General features: G+C 59.2%; 21 protein-coding genes, 2 tRNA genes and 1 pseudogene. 15 read left to right on the forward strand and 9 right to left on the reverse strand.

The genetic code is table 11. The features are described from left to right. The first annotated feature begins 75 nt into the window (after positions 1 to 75). From NB231_RS20130 to NB231_RS05070, 3 genes and pseudogenes are all read left to right on the forward strand, one after another. Positions 76 to 723 (forward strand): annotated as a pseudogene (locus NB231_RS20130) (DEAD/DEAH box helicase family protein). Continuing rightward, positions 720 to 914, forward strand: a complete 195-nt coding sequence (locus NB231_RS18945) for a hypothetical protein (RefSeq protein ID WP_005000314.1) — start codon at positions 720 to 722, stop codon at positions 912 to 914. The pseudogene NB231_RS20130 and the gene NB231_RS18945 overlap by 4 nt, the downstream one beginning before the upstream one ends. Then, positions 866 to 1,168: a type II toxin-antitoxin system RelE/ParE family toxin gene (locus tag NB231_RS05070; RefSeq protein ID WP_198007340.1), complete on the forward strand. Its 303-nt coding sequence runs from the start codon at positions 866 to 868 to the stop codon at positions 1,166 to 1,168. Before NB231_RS18945 ends, NB231_RS05070 begins: the two co-directional genes overlap by 49 nt. Here the strand turns inward: NB231_RS05070 and NB231_RS17440 are convergent. After that, positions 1,058 to 2,136, reverse strand: a protein-coding gene (locus NB231_RS17440) for an IS630 family transposase (RefSeq protein ID WP_232210515.1) whose coding sequence is annotated in 2 segments (ribosomal slippage) — positions 1,058 to 1,764 and positions 1,764 to 2,136 — 1,080 coding nt in all. Because the reading frame shifts where the segments join, the coding sequence is not laid out codon by codon here. The two genes, NB231_RS05070 and NB231_RS17440, sit on opposite strands and share 111 nt — an antisense overlap. Positions 2,137 to 2,289: 153 nt before the next feature. Between NB231_RS17440 and NB231_RS05085 the strand changes: the two genes are divergently transcribed. Beyond that, on the forward strand, positions 2,290 to 2,622 hold the full coding sequence (locus NB231_RS05085; protein WP_005000318.1) for a helix-turn-helix domain-containing protein: 333 nt from the start codon (positions 2,290 to 2,292) through the stop codon (positions 2,620 to 2,622). 477 nt (positions 2,623 to 3,099) lie between these two features. Here NB231_RS05085 and NB231_RS05095 read toward each other — a convergent pair whose 3' ends face one another. From NB231_RS05095 to NB231_RS05105, 3 genes are read right to left on the reverse strand one after another with little or no spacing between them, the layout of a single operon-like run. After that, a complete protein-coding gene (locus NB231_RS05095; protein ID WP_005000320.1) occupies positions 3,100 to 3,315 on the reverse strand; it encodes a hypothetical protein in 216 nt (71 codons plus the stop codon). Between the two features lie 7 nt (positions 3,316 to 3,322). Next, entirely contained in the window at positions 3,323 to 3,619 is a 297-nt protein-coding gene (locus NB231_RS05100; RefSeq protein ID WP_232210391.1) for a type II toxin-antitoxin system RelE/ParE family toxin, read from the reverse strand. Positions 3,620 to 3,621: 2 nt separating this feature from the next. Further along, positions 3,622 to 3,903, reverse strand: a complete 282-nt coding sequence (locus NB231_RS05105; RefSeq protein ID WP_005000322.1) for a type II toxin-antitoxin system Phd/YefM family antitoxin — start codon at positions 3,901 to 3,903, stop codon at positions 3,622 to 3,624. Between the two features lie 49 nt (positions 3,904 to 3,952). On the opposite strand from NB231_RS05105, the gene NB231_RS18950 reads away from it, so the two are divergent. Together NB231_RS18950 and NB231_RS05115 are read left to right on the forward strand one after the other, a co-directional pair. Next, positions 3,953 to 4,411: a hypothetical protein gene (locus NB231_RS18950; RefSeq protein WP_005000323.1), complete on the forward strand. Its 459-nt coding sequence runs from the start codon at positions 3,953 to 3,955 to the stop codon at positions 4,409 to 4,411. A gap of 32 nt (positions 4,412 to 4,443) precedes the next feature. Further along, a complete protein-coding gene (locus NB231_RS05115) occupies positions 4,444 to 5,403 on the forward strand; it encodes an MBL fold metallo-hydrolase (protein ID WP_005000325.1) in 960 nt (319 codons plus the stop codon). Here NB231_RS05115 and NB231_RS05120 read toward each other — a convergent pair. Continuing rightward, positions 5,400 to 5,684: a hypothetical protein gene (locus NB231_RS05120; RefSeq protein WP_040661860.1), complete on the reverse strand. Its 285-nt coding sequence runs from the start codon at positions 5,682 to 5,684 to the stop codon at positions 5,400 to 5,402. The two genes, NB231_RS05115 and NB231_RS05120, sit on opposite strands and share 4 nt — an antisense overlap. Before the next feature lie 862 nt (positions 5,685 to 6,546). Here NB231_RS05120 and NB231_RS18325 point away from each other — a divergent pair. After that, on the forward strand, positions 6,547 to 6,996 hold the full coding sequence (locus tag NB231_RS18325) for a hypothetical protein (RefSeq protein WP_156776903.1): 450 nt from the start codon (positions 6,547 to 6,549) through the stop codon (positions 6,994 to 6,996). Positions 6,997 to 7,594: 598 nt separating this feature from the next. On the opposite strand, the gene NB231_RS05130 is transcribed toward NB231_RS18325, so the two are convergent. Next, positions 7,595 to 7,669, reverse strand: a tRNA-Val gene (locus tag NB231_RS05130). Positions 7,670 to 7,832: 163 nt separating this feature from the next. Here NB231_RS05130 and gltX point away from each other — a divergent pair. Beyond that, on the forward strand, positions 7,833 to 9,284 hold the full coding sequence (gene gltX / locus NB231_RS05135) for a glutamate--tRNA ligase (RefSeq protein ID WP_005000332.1): 1,452 nt from the start codon (positions 7,833 to 7,835) through the stop codon (positions 9,282 to 9,284). Positions 9,285 to 9,301: 17 nt separating this feature from the next. Next, positions 9,302 to 9,377 (forward strand) — tRNA-Ala (locus NB231_RS05140). A gap of 154 nt (positions 9,378 to 9,531) precedes the next feature. Here NB231_RS05140 and flgN read toward each other — a convergent pair. From flgN to flgA, 3 genes are all read right to left on the reverse strand, one after another. Next, on the reverse strand, positions 9,532 to 10,011 hold the full coding sequence (gene flgN / locus NB231_RS05145; protein ID WP_005000334.1) for a flagellar export chaperone FlgN: 480 nt from the start codon (positions 10,009 to 10,011) through the stop codon (positions 9,532 to 9,534). Between the two features lie 4 nt (positions 10,012 to 10,015). Then, positions 10,016 to 10,309, reverse strand: a complete 294-nt coding sequence (gene flgM, locus NB231_RS05150) for a flagellar biosynthesis anti-sigma factor FlgM (protein WP_040661866.1) — start codon at positions 10,307 to 10,309, stop codon at positions 10,016 to 10,018. Between the two features lie 129 nt (positions 10,310 to 10,438). Further along, positions 10,439 to 11,173: a flagellar basal body P-ring formation chaperone FlgA gene (gene flgA / locus NB231_RS05155; protein ID WP_005000336.1), complete on the reverse strand. Its 735-nt coding sequence runs from the start codon at positions 11,171 to 11,173 to the stop codon at positions 10,439 to 10,441. A gap of 157 nt (positions 11,174 to 11,330) precedes the next feature. Here flgA and flgB point away from each other — a divergent pair, with 157 nt between their 5' ends. The 6 genes from flgB (at position 11,331) to flgG (ending at position 15,689) form a co-directional block, all read left to right on the forward strand. After that, positions 11,331 to 11,726, forward strand: coding sequence for a flagellar basal body rod protein FlgB (gene flgB / locus NB231_RS05160; protein WP_005000337.1), 396 nt, complete (start codon positions 11,331 to 11,333; stop codon positions 11,724 to 11,726). A 2-nt stretch (positions 11,727 to 11,728) separates the two neighbouring features. Further along, the gene (flgC, locus tag NB231_RS05165; protein ID WP_040661870.1) at positions 11,729 to 12,142 is read left to right on the forward strand and encodes a flagellar basal body rod protein FlgC; all 414 of its coding nucleotides are present in this window, start codon (positions 11,729 to 11,731) and stop codon (positions 12,140 to 12,142) included. 16 nt (positions 12,143 to 12,158) lie between these two features. Beyond that, a complete protein-coding gene (locus NB231_RS05170) occupies positions 12,159 to 12,824 on the forward strand; it encodes a flagellar hook assembly protein FlgD (protein WP_005000339.1) in 666 nt (221 codons plus the stop codon). An 18-nt stretch (positions 12,825 to 12,842) separates the two neighbouring features. Continuing rightward, the gene (flgE, locus tag NB231_RS05175; protein ID WP_005000340.1) at positions 12,843 to 14,045 is read left to right on the forward strand and encodes a flagellar hook protein FlgE; all 1,203 of its coding nucleotides are present in this window, start codon (positions 12,843 to 12,845) and stop codon (positions 14,043 to 14,045) included. Positions 14,046 to 14,101: 56 nt separating this feature from the next. Next, positions 14,102 to 14,842, forward strand: a complete 741-nt coding sequence (locus NB231_RS05180; protein ID WP_005000341.1) for a flagellar basal body rod protein FlgF — start codon at positions 14,102 to 14,104, stop codon at positions 14,840 to 14,842. A 61-nt stretch (positions 14,843 to 14,903) separates the two neighbouring features. Further along, on the forward strand, positions 14,904 to 15,689 hold the full coding sequence (flgG, locus tag NB231_RS05185; RefSeq protein WP_005000342.1) for a flagellar basal-body rod protein FlgG: 786 nt from the start codon (positions 14,904 to 14,906) through the stop codon (positions 15,687 to 15,689). The last annotated feature ends 50 nt before the right edge of the window (positions 15,690 to 15,739 follow it).

Consider the following 15,739-nt stretch of genomic DNA (forward strand, 5'->3'; position numbering starts at 1 on the left):
GCTTTTTCAAAGTATTCTTTAGTATGCCGCGCGAAACTGTCCAGGTTGCCAGCGGGGTAAGAACCGGCGCATCCCATGGAAGAGCAGGATCCGCACGAGCGAGTAGACGGCAAGCCCGTCGACGTGGAGTTCGTTGGGACTTTACGGCCAGATCAGGAAGAAGCCGTTGCCGCGATGCTGCCTCACGACGTGGGCATGCTCTGCGCACCGACCGCTTTCGGAAAGACGGTCACCGGGGCCGCCATCATTGCTCGTCGTCGCGTGAACACACTGATCCTGGTGCATCGAGCCGAACTGCTCAGGCAATGACAGGAACGCTTGAACGCTTTCCTCGGTATTGAAAAGGGGATCGTCGGCATCATCGGTGGTGGAAAGCGCAAACCCACGGGCAAGATCGACATCGCCGTGATGCAGTCGCTTTCCCGCAAGGGAGAGGTAGATCCGTTGAGCGAGGACTATGGCCAGGTCATCGTAGACGAATGTCATCGTGTCGGCACTGTCTCGTTCGACACCATCCTGAAGAGCGTCAAAGCACGTTATGGCCTCGGGCTCACTGCCGCACCGATCCGCCGGGACGGACAACAGCGGATCATCTTCATGCAGTGTGGATCCATTCGACATACCGCGACAGCTCTGGCCAACGCGGCTACCGCGCTATGGGCTACCGCATCGCGGAACCATCAGCTCGAAATCATACGCAAGTTGCGTATGATTCACCGATGAAGCTGGTTTTCCTGGAAACTCCTTTGTTCACGCGTCTCCTCGGTGACTACCTGACCGACGAGAACTACCGCGAACTGCAACGCGCACTGATGGAGAACCCGGAAATGGGCGACGTGATGCCGGCACTGGTGGATTTCGCAAAATTCGTTGGGAAAACACACGTCGTGGCAAAGGCAAACGAGGTGGATTGAGAGTCATCTACTACTACCTGACGGCCAATCACCAGATCTGGTTCTTCACTCTTTATGGCAAAGATGAAGCCACCGACCTGACGGCGGAAGAGAAGAAGGTATTGAAGAAGGCTATCCAGGCCGAATTGGAGGCTAGTGTCATGTCACTCATTAAAGGTCGGATAAAGGCGCTTCAGTTTGATGCGTGCGTCTTGCGCGGTGAACTGCCAGTTCACCTTCGCCTGGAGTTGATCGCGATGCGCCTGCCAGGCTGAGATCTGCTCGCGCAACTGCGCAATGGTGTCGATTCGTCGATTCAGGCATTGGCTGATCATCACATTGAGCTCGATTTCGGCGACATTGAGCCAACTGCCGTGCTTCGGTGTGTAGACGAACTCAAAACGGTCCCAGAGGGCTTTGGCCTGATCCGGGGGAAAGGCTTCGTATAGCGCTCCCGGTCTGTGGGTATTCAAGTTGTCCATGATCAGCGTGATCCGCTCGGCATCAGTGTAACGCTCGGCAATGTCCTGAAGGAACTGCGCCCAGTCGATCTTCGTCTTGCGATCCGTCACCTTGGTCATCCGGGTTCCGGCCAACGGTTCAGTGGCCATGAACACGTTGCACACGCCGCATCGCTCATACTCATAGTCATGGCGTTGTACACGCCCAGGGCCGGGTAGGAGCGGCGAGCGTGTCTCTCGGATGAGCTGTCGCGGCGTCTCGTCCATGCACACAACCGGATTCATAGCATCGTAAGGACGTCGATACACGTCCAAAACCCGCTCCATCGCGGCGACAAACTCGGCGCTGCCCTCCGGTGGAATCACCCAACCGATCCGCCGCCAGGGTTTGATTTCGTTTTTTTTAAAACCCGACGGACCGTCTCGTAGGATAGGCTGTCGACGTACTCGAGTTCGACAGCACGATCGGCGAGTAACCGAAGCGACCACTGAGAGTAACCCTTCGGCGGCTCACTACAACTCAGCGCGACCAGGCGCGCTTCCAGATCACCGTCGGCCTTGCGCTCGTACTGCCGCTGGCGCGGCCGACCGCCCAAAGCCGTCTCCAGTCCCTCTTCGACAAATCGTTTTTTGACCCGATCGAGTCTGCGCAGGCTGACCTTCAGCACCTCGGCCACATCCTCGCCCCGCAAGCGCCGCTGATTGAATTCGCCTTCATCGCAGTTCAGCAAGATCAATGCGTTGATGACCTTCCGAGATTGATGCGAGCCCTTCTGCGTCATCGCCTCGAGCGACTGCCTCTCCTCCGCCTGTAACGTCACTTTGTATTTCTTGACCAAGGGTCTCTCTCCGTCTGTTCAGACGGAAAAACAGCCTATCACACCATAAGCACATACGACGCTTTACGAGTGATGCGACACTAGGAGACGAAGATCATGAAGCAAAAGCGCAAGTTGTTCGATGAACTGATGGACGGCGTCGATGCCATGCAGCAGCAACGCGAGGGAAAGATCACCCTGCGTTCGCATGAGGTCGAGGACCTGCCACCACTCGAAGTGGACGCGGATCTCATCCGCGACACACGCGAAAGCATGCACGTCTCCCGCGCCGTGTTTGCCCGCCGCCTGCGCGTATCGACGCGTACACTGGAAAACTGGGAACAAGGGCGGGCGCGGCCTAATGCCCAGGCCGCTGCATTGATTCTGATGGTGAGGAAGTTCCCCGATACGCTGGAGAAGCTCAGCGAGTTGGGGAACCGGGCAACCTGAGTGTTGTACTAGCCCAAACAAGTGGTTTCACCAGGGAGCGGCAACAGGCCGATTTGGCTATCGTCAGGTCACAATTCTTAAGCCGGCGGAGCCGGAACCAAACAGGATGAAGTAAGCTGCGTTTGTTGGTTGAGCCGTGGGTGGTGGAGACGATGGCACAGCACCTGATGGAGCGGTATTGGGATCGTTTGCACGGGGTGCTCTCCTGTTTATGACCGTATCGTGGTGCGGGCACGCTGCCGGGAGCGTGCTATGCGCAAGGCATGACGGCGTTTTTTTATGCCCGCGGCGTTCGGGTTTTCGACTATCCGCGCTTTGCCGAGCCGCTGCGCGATGCGATTCGCACGCGCGCCCGGGAACTGGCCGAGTCGCCGGGGATTGAGATCGAGCACATCGCCAAGGCACACATCCGCAAGGGGGGATGTGGTAGGGCTCGGCTTCGATCGGCGTGTCGTGCCGGTTCTCTTCGGCGAGGCGCTACGTCAAACGTAACCGTGCTTTTGCCTCCGCGAGCGGGAGTTCGCGGCCAGCTTCGAGGTCGGCGAGACCGGCGATGATGGCTCGCAGGAACGCCCGTTCCTCGCCGACCGCCGACGCGTTGGTGACCGATTGCTCGTCCGCCATGCTCCGGCCGCGGCCGGTTCGCTTCAGCAGCGAGCTATCCGGCCCTGGGCGCTGGGCTTTCGGTGACATGGTCTTGTTATCCCTGTTCATCATCGATCTCGCTCACATCCAGCAGCTGGCTTCCCCGACGCACCGTGAGGATCTCGACCTTGTCCTTGACGCTGTAGATCACGCGATAAGCGCCAAAGATCACCTCTCTGATTCGCCGGACGCCGGCCTCCGGAACAACACGACCGCTCTCCGGAAAATCCGCCAGACGCTCGACCGAATCGAACAGTTCGTTCACCCATCGCTCGGCGGCACCCGGGTTGTCTTTGGCGATGTAGCGCGCGATATCTGATACCCGATCCAGTGCCAGCGGAGACCACTCCACCTTCACCGAGCGATGCCCTTCAGGACCCGGGCCTTCGCCTTTTCATGTGGCACGCCCTCGCCTGCAGCAAGTTGCTCCTCGGCGCGATAGATGTCTTCGAGGATCTCCAGCCGTTCCTGCATCGACTCGAATTCATGGACATCCATCAGGACGGCGACGCCGCGTCCTCGCTGGGTCAAGACCATCGGCCGCCGAGTCTCGTGAATGTGCTTAACAAAAGATGCCACCTCGGCACGGAACTCCGACAAGGGGCGGATATCTTCATCCACTCTGACCTTCGACATGGCGACCTCTTTAAGTACGCTTAACTGTACGTCATAATGTACGCCTGTCGTGACCGACCCGCAAGCAGGCACGCCGGCTGACCCAGGAGGAGGCGGCCCGACTGCTGGGGGTCCACGAGCGGACGTTCCGCCGGTATATCGACCGCTACGAGGAGGACGGCCTGGACGGATTGATCGACAAGCGCCGGCCTACGCAGTTCGGCCGCGCCATGGCCCAGCTTGGCATCGAGATGATCCCGGCCTACTCCCCCGAGGCCCGGGGTCGCTCCGAGCGCGCCTTTGCCACGCACCAGGGGCACTTGCCCGGGAGCTGGCCGCCGAGGGTATCACCGATATCGCCGCAGCCATTCGCTATCTGGCCGAGACCTACCGGGGTGCCTTCAACGAGGAGTTCAGGGTCGAGGCGCAGGAATCCGGTTCAGCCTTCGTCCCTTTGATGGGCGTCGCGCTCGATGAGGTGCTCTGCGAGCAGTTCGAGTGCACCGTCGGCGCCGAAAAACGCCCGTGATATGGTCGAAACAAAGATTCGAGGAAGGTCGAATGGCTGACTGGCAATTTCAAAAAGGTCTGCATGAAACCGGTAATGGCATCTACAGCTATCTACAGCCTGACGGAAGCTGGGGCTGGTCTAATGCGGGTCTTGTAGTTGATGGTGATCAGTCTTTGCTGGTCGATACTCTCTTTGACGCACCCCTGACGCGCGAGATGTTGTCAACGATGCGGGATGCGACCGGTATTCCCGCTGAGAAGATCGGCACGGTCGTGAATACACATGCAAATGGCGATCACACTCACGGCAACGGTCTTTGCACCCATGCGGAAATCATCGCCTCAGAGGCCGGGGCAAGGGAAATGGAAACCTTCGGCCCCGAGCGACTCCAGCAGATCATGCAGGCTGCGCCCCACCTGGGTGAGACAGGTGAGTACTTTCTGGAGATTTTCAGGCCATTCGATTTTTCAGATGTCGCTGAGAAACTCCCGACAAAAACCTTCAACGGCGCAATGACGTTAACGGTCGGAGACAAACAGGTCGACCTTGTTGAAGTAGGTCCGGCACACACCCAGGGAGATGTCCTGGTGTTCGTTCCCGGCGACTCCACCGTGTTTACGGGGGACATCCTGTTTATCGATGGCACACCCATCATGTGGGCAGGCCCTGTCAGCAACTGGCTTAAGGCCTGCGATTTGATCATCGACAGGGAGCCAGAAATTATTGTACCGGGCCACGGTCCCATTACTGACGTTACGGGCGTCAAGCGTGTACAGGAGTATCTTGCCTACATCGACGCCGAAGCAAGAAAACGATACGACGCTGGTATGGAGGCGAAGGAAGCTGCCTTCGATATCTCCATCAGCGATTTCGAATCATGGACTGATGCGGAACGCATAGCGGTGAACGTCTCGACACTCTATCGTGAATACAGCGGTTCAACAGACGCACCAAACACCCTGGAAATCTTTACCCTGATGGCCGAGATCAAGCGATCGCAGCGCGGTTAGAGACAGGCTGCCGTCAGCATGTCCTCATAGATATCAGCCTGCCATCGAAGACGGAAAACATCGACCGGGTTGGGGGCCGCATCTTCTTCCGGTGGCAGGCAAACTGACAGGTAGACACCGACCAGCCTTCTTTTTAGGTCCGCCCATACATGACTGCTGCTTATGCCCGCATGAGAGAAGCTGCCCGTGGATTTCAGCCCGCCATCAAAACAGGCAAACCTTTCCGGCCCCTGGATACCCCAGCCATAACCCCCGCTTGCCTCCGGGTGCCAGCCATCCATATTGAATCCAACGCCTGGTATCCGGTTGGACGTCATCGCCTCGGCCGATGCCGGACTTAATAGGCGGCAATCGCCGTTAAACACCCCTGTTCAGAAACATCTGGGTAAACACGGCCAGATCCCAGGTCGTACTCCTCAGCCCGGCCATCGGTAACGGCGCCCTGCCCCATTCTTCATCAAACATCTCAAAACCGTGGTTATTCATAAAGTGGACCCGCCTCTCCCTCGACGCTCACGACAACGGTCTTCAGCCAATGCCGCACGAGGGCGGTTTGAAGCCGGCCCCTGCAGGCAGACTCCGGAGGGTCGATCCCTCCATCACTTCAGCAGCTTCTCATGCTTCGCGGCCCGCCTCCTTGCCGACCACTCCGCATTGCTGCGGCAAACACATCTATCCTGACACTGGGGGATAGGTATCCGCCACGCGAGTACTGGGAGGGAAATACCCATGGCCGCATATGATCGTCTGTCGCTGGAACAGTTAGTACGATGGCTAGGGAAAGTGACCGTAATGTTAATCGTTTTAGCATGTGCACCAATGGATACAGCCGCGGCGCGCGATATGTGCAAGCTGTTTCCGGGACACCCCACGATATGCCCTTGCGATTGCACACATTACGCGCGGCTGCAAGCCCTGGGCCGAAGCCGGGTATGCAGCAAAGCCAACCTCGCGGCGATCCGGAAAAATTGTCCCAAGGCGATAGACGAGTGCGCCGACCTGAAAGCGCGATTGGACGCCGTCCGCAATCACCTTGCGTCCGTGCGAGCCCGACACACCAAGGCCGAACAGCGGTGGCGTAATGCCCAAACGGCGCTGGAGCGGGCACGCGCCGATTACGTCGAAACCGAACGCAGACTTAAGGTGCATACGCAACAGGCATTCAACACCGCGGCTTCGTATATTGAATGTGCCCGCCGCTTCAATATCGATGAACTGCAAGCCGCGCTGGATGATATACGGACCTCGCTGATCAACGACTGTTTGGCGGGCGATTACAACCCCGAAAAATGCGATCCAATGCAGCAGGACATTGCAGAACTGCAGCGAAATAAGGATTTCAGCGACGACAAGTGCTTTGGCCCGAAGGAGCTGTGGGAGCGCGAGCGCGACTACTGGAACGAGCTGTACCAGGAGGATCTTCCACTCAAAGAAGGGTATTACAATGACGCCGCCAAGAAGGAAAGCGACGCCGCAGATAATTTCGAAAACGCGCGCGACCTATTGCGCCGAGCGGAGACTGCCGTGCAATCGCTAGAGCGCGAGTACGCTGAAAAATGCAAAGATGCCAGGGGCGAAGAAAAAAAGCAGTGAACCGTATTCTAACTTCGTGCGTCGTAAATTTGGAAAAAAGAGATCCGACCCACTACTTGCCCTAATTGGCGCAATAGAAAACTTGGCATCTCCATTTTTGTTAAAACGGGCTTTCTGACAACTCATTAAAACATAATGAGAACCAAGCCTTGGCTTTGAATCACACCGTCCATCCCCGGTTACTGAGAATGGTTCCTCGACTTAAATTAGAGGCATAAATAGGAAAATAGGGGACATCCATTAGGTGTCAAGTTCCGGGTGATGCTATTGGGCAGCGGATCTGGCGTTTGTGCGTGGCCCGTGATGCGATGCGACAACTCTACCGGCACCTTGGAGCCCGATGATGCCTCTCACTTTACACCCCTGGCTCGCACCACGCCGCTGATATCCCGCCTAGAAGCCGCTCACAGCCACGATTGCGGCCTACCCGGCACAGCCAACGCCGAAAACGCCGCTACGGGCGCTTTGGTGGCTTCGCCTGGGTGCGTGACCGAGCGTCGGGTTTTTTGTGGGGGGTAACGGGATTTGCACCCCCAGAAACAAACACAGGGCTAGGCATTTGGCCTAACCCTTTGTTTTTATTCTGGCTTTGTTTTTATGGTGGGCGGCGCTGGGATTGAACCAGCGACCCCTGCCGTGTGAAGGCAGTGCTCTCCCGCTGAGCTAGCCGCCCCTCAATCGCCGCAGTTTAGGGCGCGCTCTTAAGGCTTGTCAAACGAATAACTTTTGCTTGCTTCTGTCTTTTTCTGACAAGCTGATATCATTCTGGCTTCTACTATGCTTGTGACCGCCTGATGTCCATGGCGGGTCGAGTGTTTGTCTACGAAGGGCCAGCAATGATCGTAAAGACTCGTTTTGCCCCCAGTCCGACCGGCCACCTGCACATCGGCGGCGCGCGCACGGCCTTGTTCAGCTGGCTATACGCTCGCCGCCACGGCGGGCGGTTTGTCCTTCGTATCGAGGATACCGACCGCGAACGCTCGACCCGCGAGGCGATCAACACCATCCTCGAAGGCATGGCCTGGTTGGGGTTGGACTACGATGAAGGACCGCTTTTCCAGACTGAACGCTTCGAGCGGTACCAAGAAATGGTCCAGGCGCTGCTTGTACAAGGCAGTGCCTATCGCTGTTATTGTTCGCGCGAGCGCCTCGCGCAACTGCGCGAGGCGCAGCTCGCACGCAAGGAAAAGCCGCGCTACGACCGCCGCTGCCGACGACTTGTCAAACCGCCAGCGAACATCGATGAGCCGCCGGTTATCCGCTTCAAAACACCCGAGGAAGGACAAACCGTCGTGGATGATCGAGTCCGCGGACAGGTCATATTCGACAACCGGGAACTTGACGATCTCATCATCGCCCGCGCCGATGGAACACCCACCTATAATTTCGTCGTGGTAATCGATGATATGGACATGGCGATCACCCATGTCATCCGCGGCGACGATCACCTCAACAACGCCGCCCGGCAGGTCAATATCCTCAAGGCGCTCGGCGTTTCGCCGCCGGTGTACGCCCATGTGCCGATCATTCTCGACGAGGGTGGCAAAAAGCTCTCCAAGCGGACCGGCGCCGCCAGCGTCATGGAGTATCGGGATGAGGGGTTTCTGCCTGAGGCGGTGCTGAACTACTTAGTCCGCCTGGGCTGGTCTCATGGCGACCAGGAGATCTTCTCGATCGACGAGATGGTGGAGCGTTTCGACATCGATGACATCAATCAATCGGCGGCCAGCTTGAACCGCGCCAAGCTGCTCTGGCTGAATCAGCATTATTTGATGACCTCCGAGCCGGCCCATGTAGGCCGTCACCTGAACTGGCACTTGGGGATACGTGGAATCGATCCGGCCGACGGCCCTCCAATCGAGGAGATCGTGAAAAGCCAGGCACAGCGGAGCAAAACGCTGCTAGAAATGGCTGAGCAAAGCCTGTTCTTTTACCGAGACCCAGCCAACTATGATGCAAAAGCGGCGGGTAAAGTATTTAGCATGGAAACGCTTGAGCTGTTTGCTCGAGTGCGGGCTGAACTGTCCGCATTGCCAGATTGGACGCCGCAGGCCTTGCATAGTGCGGTAATGACCGTCGCGCAAACCACCGGGCTTAAGCTCGGCGCCGTGGCTCAACCATTACGAATAGCCGTATGCGGCGGCCCCGTATCGCCACCGATCGATATCACTCTGTCGATCCTTGGGCGTGAGACCACCTTGCGCCGAATCGAAACGGCAACATCCTGGATCCAGCGCGTTCTGGGCCAGGTCGGCTCGGCGCTTGACACCCATTCGAGGCAATCCTAAAATTCCGCGTTCTTATTGGGGCCATAGCTCAGCTGGGAGAGCGCTTGCATGGCATGCAAGAGGTCGGCGGTTCGATCCCGCCTGGCTCCACCAAATTCATAGCCGCGGCACCTACTGCCGCTTCGAATTCTCCAAAGCAGCAAGCGTGTTGTTTATGCGGTTACGCTAGGCTCCGGCGTCCTCATGCAGCGACGAGCTAAAGCCCGCCTGCTTGCACGAGCGTCGCCCGAACGCCTGCTGATGCAGGCTAAGCGCGCGATATGATTCGGCCGCGCGCGGCGTGGCCACGGCCTCCGGCGGCATCGTAAAGCGCCCCACCCGCCTCCGTCTCTCCCTGAAGCAGGCCAAGCTCGGCACTGGCAAACGCCTGGCTGCGTCGAATCGCCAGCCCATTCGCCTCGTTGAGCGCACGCACCTCCCGCAACTTGACTAGAAGGCCTTGCCACGAAGCGACGAGATCCGAGGCCTCCGCAAGCCGCAGAAACTGCTCCATCGCCCGCGTAGGCGAGTCGTAACCCGCCTCGTGCAAGGCGCGCCGACGCGCGGCGTCGGCTCGCTCGAGCGCCGCGACAGTGGCCCGTTTGCCCGCCGCCAAGCGCTCCAGCTGCACCGGCGCCGCCCGTTGCCCCAGCGCACAGCGCTCGTCGACCAGCAACTGCGTGAGCCGCTCGAGCGCCGCCTTGGCATCCTCCAAGGCAGAGCGAATGCGAGTCGCCACAACGCTCATCCCATCAGCCTTGCAGCAACTTCTCGAACGCTGTAAACCGCTGGGCAATATGCTCAACGTTCACTGGGTAGTCGCCCTGGGCGATACGCTCACGGATGCTCGCCACTCGACTCGAATCGATCTCGGGTGTGTGCTCGATTGCATCACGTACAGCCTGCAGCCGGTTGGATTGCAGGCTGGCATCCGAACGAGCGACTGCAGGGGACTCGGCCGATACGGCCTTGGCATGGCTGCGCTGTTCGGTACCCAAGACCTGGGAGCGTGTGACATTTGCTCTATTATCGATGGGGTCGGTCATCTCGCAAACTCCTTGCAGTTCGTTGGTCCGGCCGCTGGCAGCGGAACCGCCCCCCACGTTATACCCCTTGGATCAGCGATCGACCGCAGCGGCGAAAACTTTATAGTCCGGCGCAGAATAACACGCCCCCTATAAGCTGACCTGCACCTTGTCAGTACCGACGACTCGCCCCTCCACGACGCGATTGGAAGAGAGATTACGTACACGCACGATATCGCCTTCGACGCCATCTTCCAGCGCTTTGCCTTTCACCGTAACGGTCATCGACCCCGAGGTCGCGAACAAGACCAACTCTTGACCCCGACGAATGAGGCGCGCCGAACTCAGCAGCTGCGGCGAGAGCACCTCACCGGCCCGGATCGCCCGGCGCGTCTCCAAGCCGAGCAGTTGCGAGGGTTCCGTATACCACGCTCCAGACAAATCTGTCGGATCGCGACGCCCATGCCGGATCGCATCCGCGCTCAACGCGATCCCTCGCGGCAACGGGCGCGCGGCGATCAACACTTCCACATGCTGCGTGATCCGCACCGGAACATACAAGCGCCACGGCTTCGGGGCCGCGCAGCGCACACCGACCGTCAAGCGACCGGCGCTCGGTTGCCCCGAAGGCAAAAAAGGTTGCAACGCCCCCCCGCAGGCGGTCAATCGCAGGCGGGGATCAAGGTGTTCGATAACGACCCCGTCAACCACCCCCGGCCCCTGAGAGCGTTCGCGTACGAATCGGTCAACCGCTTCATAGATCGCCGCAAGTGGCTGATAGCCCCCCTCGGCGGCACCGGCGGATCGACCCGTCACCAGCACACTGGCTGCAAGAATGAATGCCACAGCAAGCTGAAGACTCAGAATCGAGAACTGCCGAGTCATTTATATGCCCTGTTTACAATCGGACTCAGCACTATCTATGCATTTCCCTTGCCAATTTCTGCGTAAAGCGGAGACCCGACACCAAACACGTATTTTGGAATATGGCATGCATGTTGCTTAGTAACCGCCACGTCATCTGCAGCGAGGGAACCCGTTAATGAGCATCTCTCTAGACAAAGTCTTCGGCTTGCCCGCGCAGGCGCTCGAGCTGCGCGCCAAGCGCACCCAACTGCTGGCGAGCAATATCGCCAACGCGGATACCCCCCACTATAAGGCGCGCGATTTCGACTTTTCCAATGTCCTACATCAGGCACGGGCCGACAACGCAACCGTGCGAACGACGCACGCTCACCATATTAGGCCGGGGGGTCTGAGTGTCGGGAATTCGACGATCCAATACCGTGTGCCGGCCAATCCGTCGCTGGATGGCAATACGGTCGAGCTCGACCGTGAGCGCGCGCGCTTTTCCCAAAACACGCTTGAGTACCAGGCGGCGCTGCAGTTCCTCGGCGGGCGCATCCGCAGCCTCCTCGGCGCCATCAAGGGAGAGTGATCATGGCCCTATTCGACATCTTCGATGTAGCCGGCTCCGCGATGAGCGCGCAGGCGCTGCGGCTGAACATCACTGCCAGCAATATGGCGAATGCCGACACGGTGGCGAGTACACCGGAGCGGGCCTACAAGGCCCGGCAACCAGTATTCGCCGCCGCCCTCAATACCGCCCACGACACCGTCTCAGCGGTACCGGTACAGCTGCGCGGCGTTGTCACCAGCTCCGCCGCCGCCGAGCCGTTGTACCAACCGAATAATCCACTGGCCGACGCCGATGGCTATGTCTACCGCTCCAATGTGAACACGGTGGAAGCGATGGTGAACATGATCTCGGCCTCGCGCTCTTATCAGAACAACGTCGAGGTGGTGAGCACCTCACGCGATCTGCTCTTGCAAACCTTGAGACTCGGAAGATGAGCCCGGAGGGGCAGCCATGATCGATTTATCGGCATTGACCGGCAACGGTATCGGCGGCACTGCACAGGCGCCCAAACCGGCCACCAATGAGGTGAGCCAGGACGACTTTCTCAAGATGATGGTCGCTCAGCTACAAAACCAAAACCCCTTGAAGCCCATGTCCAATGGCGAGTTTCTGACGCAAATCGCCCAATTCACCTCGGCGTCCGGGATCGAGCAGCTGCAGAGCTCCTTTCAAGCATTTCAAACCAACATGCAAAGCAATCTGGCGCTGCAGGCGGCGTCGCTGGTCGGCCGCCAGGTCGTCGTGCAATCCGAGCAGGGTTATTTGCCGGCCGGCGGGACCATGGATGCCACAGTGCACCTGCCCTCCGCCGTCAGGAATCTGACGGTTGCCGTCTTGGACGAGGCCGGACAGCGCGTGCGCACGCTCGAGCTCGGCCCCCAACCCACCGGCGATGCGGCCTTATCTTGGGACGGGCATGACACTGACGGCAAGCGGATGCCGGCCGGACGCTACCGACTGCAGGCCCAATCGGAGCTGGACGGCCAAACGGTAGCGCTGCAAACCCGCACCGCCGCCACGGTCGATAGCGTAACGCTCGGTACGGATCAAAACCTCGAACTCAACCTCACGGGCCTGGGCGCAGTCAGCCTCGATGCGATCACGGAAGTGAAATAAGGATGAGAGGAACAAGCCATGTCTTTTGAAACGGCCTTGACCGGTCTCAATGCGGCCTCCGCCGATCTGGATGTAACCGGCAACAATGTGGCGAACAGCGCGACCACAGGATTCAAATCCTCGCGCGCCGAGTTTGCCGACATCTATGCTTTGAGCAACGTCGGAACAGCGCAAACCAGCATAGGCCAAGGTGTGCGGTTGGCCGCGGTAACCCAACAGTTTACCCAAGGGCAGTTTGATTTCACCGGCAACACGCTGGATCTCGCTGTGAACGGCACAGGGTTTTTTGCCTTGAATGCCAACGGCACTACCGCCTATTCACGCAACGGAGCATTCCAGCTCGATCGCGACGGCTTCATCGTCGATGCGGATGGGCATCGCCTGAATGGTTATCAGGCCGGATCGAACGGCGCCATCAGCGGCGCCCTAGGTGATCTCCAGGTCAACATCGGCAACGTCGCCCCCCAGGCGACCGCCAATATCGGCCTGAGCGCGAACCTTGACGCCCGTGCCGCGACCATACCAACCGCTTTCGATGCGGCGGACCCTGCAACTTACAACTTCTCAACCTCGACGACGGTCTATGACGCCCAAGGCAAGGATCATTTCGCCACGCTCTACTTTCAGAAGCAAAGCGACAACGTCTGGGATATCTATGCCGACGGCGACGATGGGACCGGCGCCAAGGATCCGGCGACGGTGACCTTCGATAGCCGTGGAGAGTTTGTATCCGCCACCGGAGCCACGACTTACTCCTTCAACTATGCCGGCGCCGGCACCTCCAACATCAGCGTGGATTACTCGTCGCTGACGCAGTATGGCTCCGTGTTCGATGTCAAAGAACTGTCACAGGACGGATTTTCGACAGGACAGTTCACGAACCTCGGGGTGGAGGACGACGGCCGCCTCCTCGCCCGCTTCACCAATGGCCAGTCTCAAACATTGGGGCAGATCGCTCTGAGTCGGTTTCCCAGCCCGCAGAGCCTCCAGCAAATCGGTGATACCCATTGGGCCGAGACCTTTGCATCCGGAGCGCCGGTCACCGCCGCACCCGGCTCCTCCGGGGTGGGCACGATACAAGGTGGGGCGCTGGAGAAATCGAACGTCAACCTGACCGAACAGTTAGTGCACATGATTACCGCGCAGCGCAATTTCCAGGCGAACTCCCAGATGATCAGCACTCAGGACCAAATTACCCAGAGCATCCTGAACATCCGTTAACGCTCGAGGCGGCCACCTCCCCATGGTGACCGCCCCCGACCCCGGGGGCCACACATATGGACCGGTATCTCTACATCGCCATGACCGGCGCCAAACACGCGCTAAAAGCCCAACAAGTCAACAACCACAACCTGGCGAACGCCAATACACCGGGATTTCGGGCCGATCTGGATGCTTTGCTGAGCCGCCCCGTTGCGGGACCCGGCTACCCAAGCCGGGTGTATTCCGTGGAAACCGCCCTGGGCAGCTCGTTCGCGCCGGGGCACCTCATAACCACCGGGCGCTCGCTGGACGTAGCGCTCAACGGTGCAGGCTGGCTTGCGGTGCAAGCGAGGGACGGCACCGAAGCCTACACCCGGCGCGGTGATTTGCGGATTACCGCCGGCGGACTGCTGCAAACCGGCGCCGGACAATTGGTGCTGGGCAACGGTGGGCCGGTGGCGATCCCACCGGCCAAGCAGGTGAGCATCGGCCAGGACGGCACGATCACCGTCATCCCCATCGGGCAACCGGACAACGCCCCGGCGGTTGTAGACCGCCTGCGGCTGGTGAACCCGCCATCCGCCGCACTGCGCAAAGGCGAGGATGGCCTGTTCCGTCTCGAAGGCGGCACCGCCGCAACAGCCGATGCCGGGGTAAGCGTGGTCTCAGGGGCGTTGGAGTCCAGCAACGTCAATACCGTCGATGCCTTGGTCAACATGATCGGTAACGCCCGCCGTTTCGAGGCGTACGTGAAGCTCATGGAGAGCGCCAAATCCAATGACGAGACCGGGCAACGCCTGCTGCGTGCGTCGTAAGCCTGGCGCAACATTTGCGTAAAAATTCCTGCGAAAAACACGTTCAGGGGAGATCGATTTTATGAATCCAGCTCTCTGGGTCGCCAAAACTGGCCTCGACGCCCAACAAACACGTATGTCGACGGTGGCCAACAATCTGGCCAACGTGAACACTACGGGCTTTAAAAAAGATCGCGCCAAGTTCGAGGATCTGGTCTATCAAACGGTTCGCCAAGCCGGCGGCCAGTCCTCACAGAACAACCGCCTGCCCAGCGGCCTGATGCTGGGCACTGGGGTCCGGGTGGCGGCCACGCAAAAGATGTTCACCCAAGGTAATATCGTACAAACCGGCAACGCCCTCGATCTGGCCATCAATGGCCGGGGGTTTTTCGAGATCCTACAGCCGGATGGCACACTGGCTTACACTCGTGACGGGTCGTTTCAGATCGACGACCAGGGGCAAGTCGTGACCGCCGACGGTCTGCCGCTACAACCGGCCATTAATATCCCGCCCAACGCCCAAAGTGTAACGATCGGCACCGACGGTACGGTGAGCGTACAGCTGCCGGGCTCGCCCGCACCAACGCAGGTAGGCAATCTACGGCTGACCGATTTCATCAATCCGGCCGGTTTAAAGCCCATTGGCCGCAACTTGTTTGTCCAAACCGGCGCAAGCGGTGCACCGCAGCCCGGAACACCGGGGCTCAACGGACTCGGCTTGGTACAGGCCGGCGCGCTGGAGAGTTCCAACGTCAACATCGCCGAGGAACTCGTAAATATGATCGAGACTCAGCGCGGCTTCGAGACCAACACCCGCGCGATCCAAACCGCGGATCAAATGCTGCAGTTCATTACCAACAACCTCTGACGTTTCAGGCTAGGGGCCTGTTGACGATCACCCGCGACGTCGCTGGTGAT

This window comes from Nitrococcus mobilis Nb-231 (assembly GCF_000153205.1).
In the GTDB taxonomy this organism is placed as follows: Bacteria; Pseudomonadota; Gammaproteobacteria; order Nitrococcales; family Nitrococcaceae; genus Nitrococcus; species Nitrococcus mobilis.

Coding starts and splice junctions, on each gene's coding strand:
- NB231_RS18945 (WP_005000314.1), top strand. CDS start 720: ATGAAGCTGGTTTTCCTGGAAACTCCTTTGTTCACGCGTCTCCTCGGT.
- NB231_RS05085 (WP_005000318.1), top strand. CDS start 2,290: ATGAAGCAAAAGCGCAAGTTGTTCGATGAACTGATGGACGGCGTCGAT.
- NB231_RS05095 (WP_005000320.1), bottom strand. CDS start 3,315: ATGTCACCGAAAGCCCAGCGCCCAGGGCCGGATAGCTCGCTGCTGAAG.
- NB231_RS05105 (WP_005000322.1), bottom strand. CDS start 3,903: ATGTCGAAGGTCAGAGTGGATGAAGATATCCGCCCCTTGTCGGAGTTC.
- NB231_RS05115 (WP_005000325.1), top strand. CDS start 4,444: ATGGCTGACTGGCAATTTCAAAAAGGTCTGCATGAAACCGGTAATGGC.
- NB231_RS05120 (WP_040661860.1), bottom strand. CDS start 5,684: ATGGATGGCTGGCACCCGGAGGCAAGCGGGGGTTATGGCTGGGGTATC.
- gltX (WP_005000332.1), top strand. CDS start 7,833: ATGATCGTAAAGACTCGTTTTGCCCCCAGTCCGACCGGCCACCTGCAC.
- flgN (WP_005000334.1), bottom strand. CDS start 10,011: ATGAGCGTTGTGGCGACTCGCATTCGCTCTGCCTTGGAGGATGCCAAG.
- flgM (WP_040661866.1), bottom strand. CDS start 10,309: ATGACCGACCCCATCGATAATAGAGCAAATGTCACACGCTCCCAGGTC.
- flgA (WP_005000336.1), bottom strand. CDS start 11,173: ATGACTCGGCAGTTCTCGATTCTGAGTCTTCAGCTTGCTGTGGCATTC.
- flgB (WP_005000337.1), top strand. CDS start 11,331: ATGAGCATCTCTCTAGACAAAGTCTTCGGCTTGCCCGCGCAGGCGCTC.
- flgC (WP_040661870.1), top strand. CDS start 11,729: ATGGCCCTATTCGACATCTTCGATGTAGCCGGCTCCGCGATGAGCGCG.
- NB231_RS05170 (WP_005000339.1), top strand. CDS start 12,159: ATGATCGATTTATCGGCATTGACCGGCAACGGTATCGGCGGCACTGCA.
- flgE (WP_005000340.1), top strand. CDS start 12,843: ATGTCTTTTGAAACGGCCTTGACCGGTCTCAATGCGGCCTCCGCCGAT.
- NB231_RS05180 (WP_005000341.1), top strand. CDS start 14,102: ATGGACCGGTATCTCTACATCGCCATGACCGGCGCCAAACACGCGCTA.
- flgG (WP_005000342.1), top strand. CDS start 14,904: ATGAATCCAGCTCTCTGGGTCGCCAAAACTGGCCTCGACGCCCAACAA.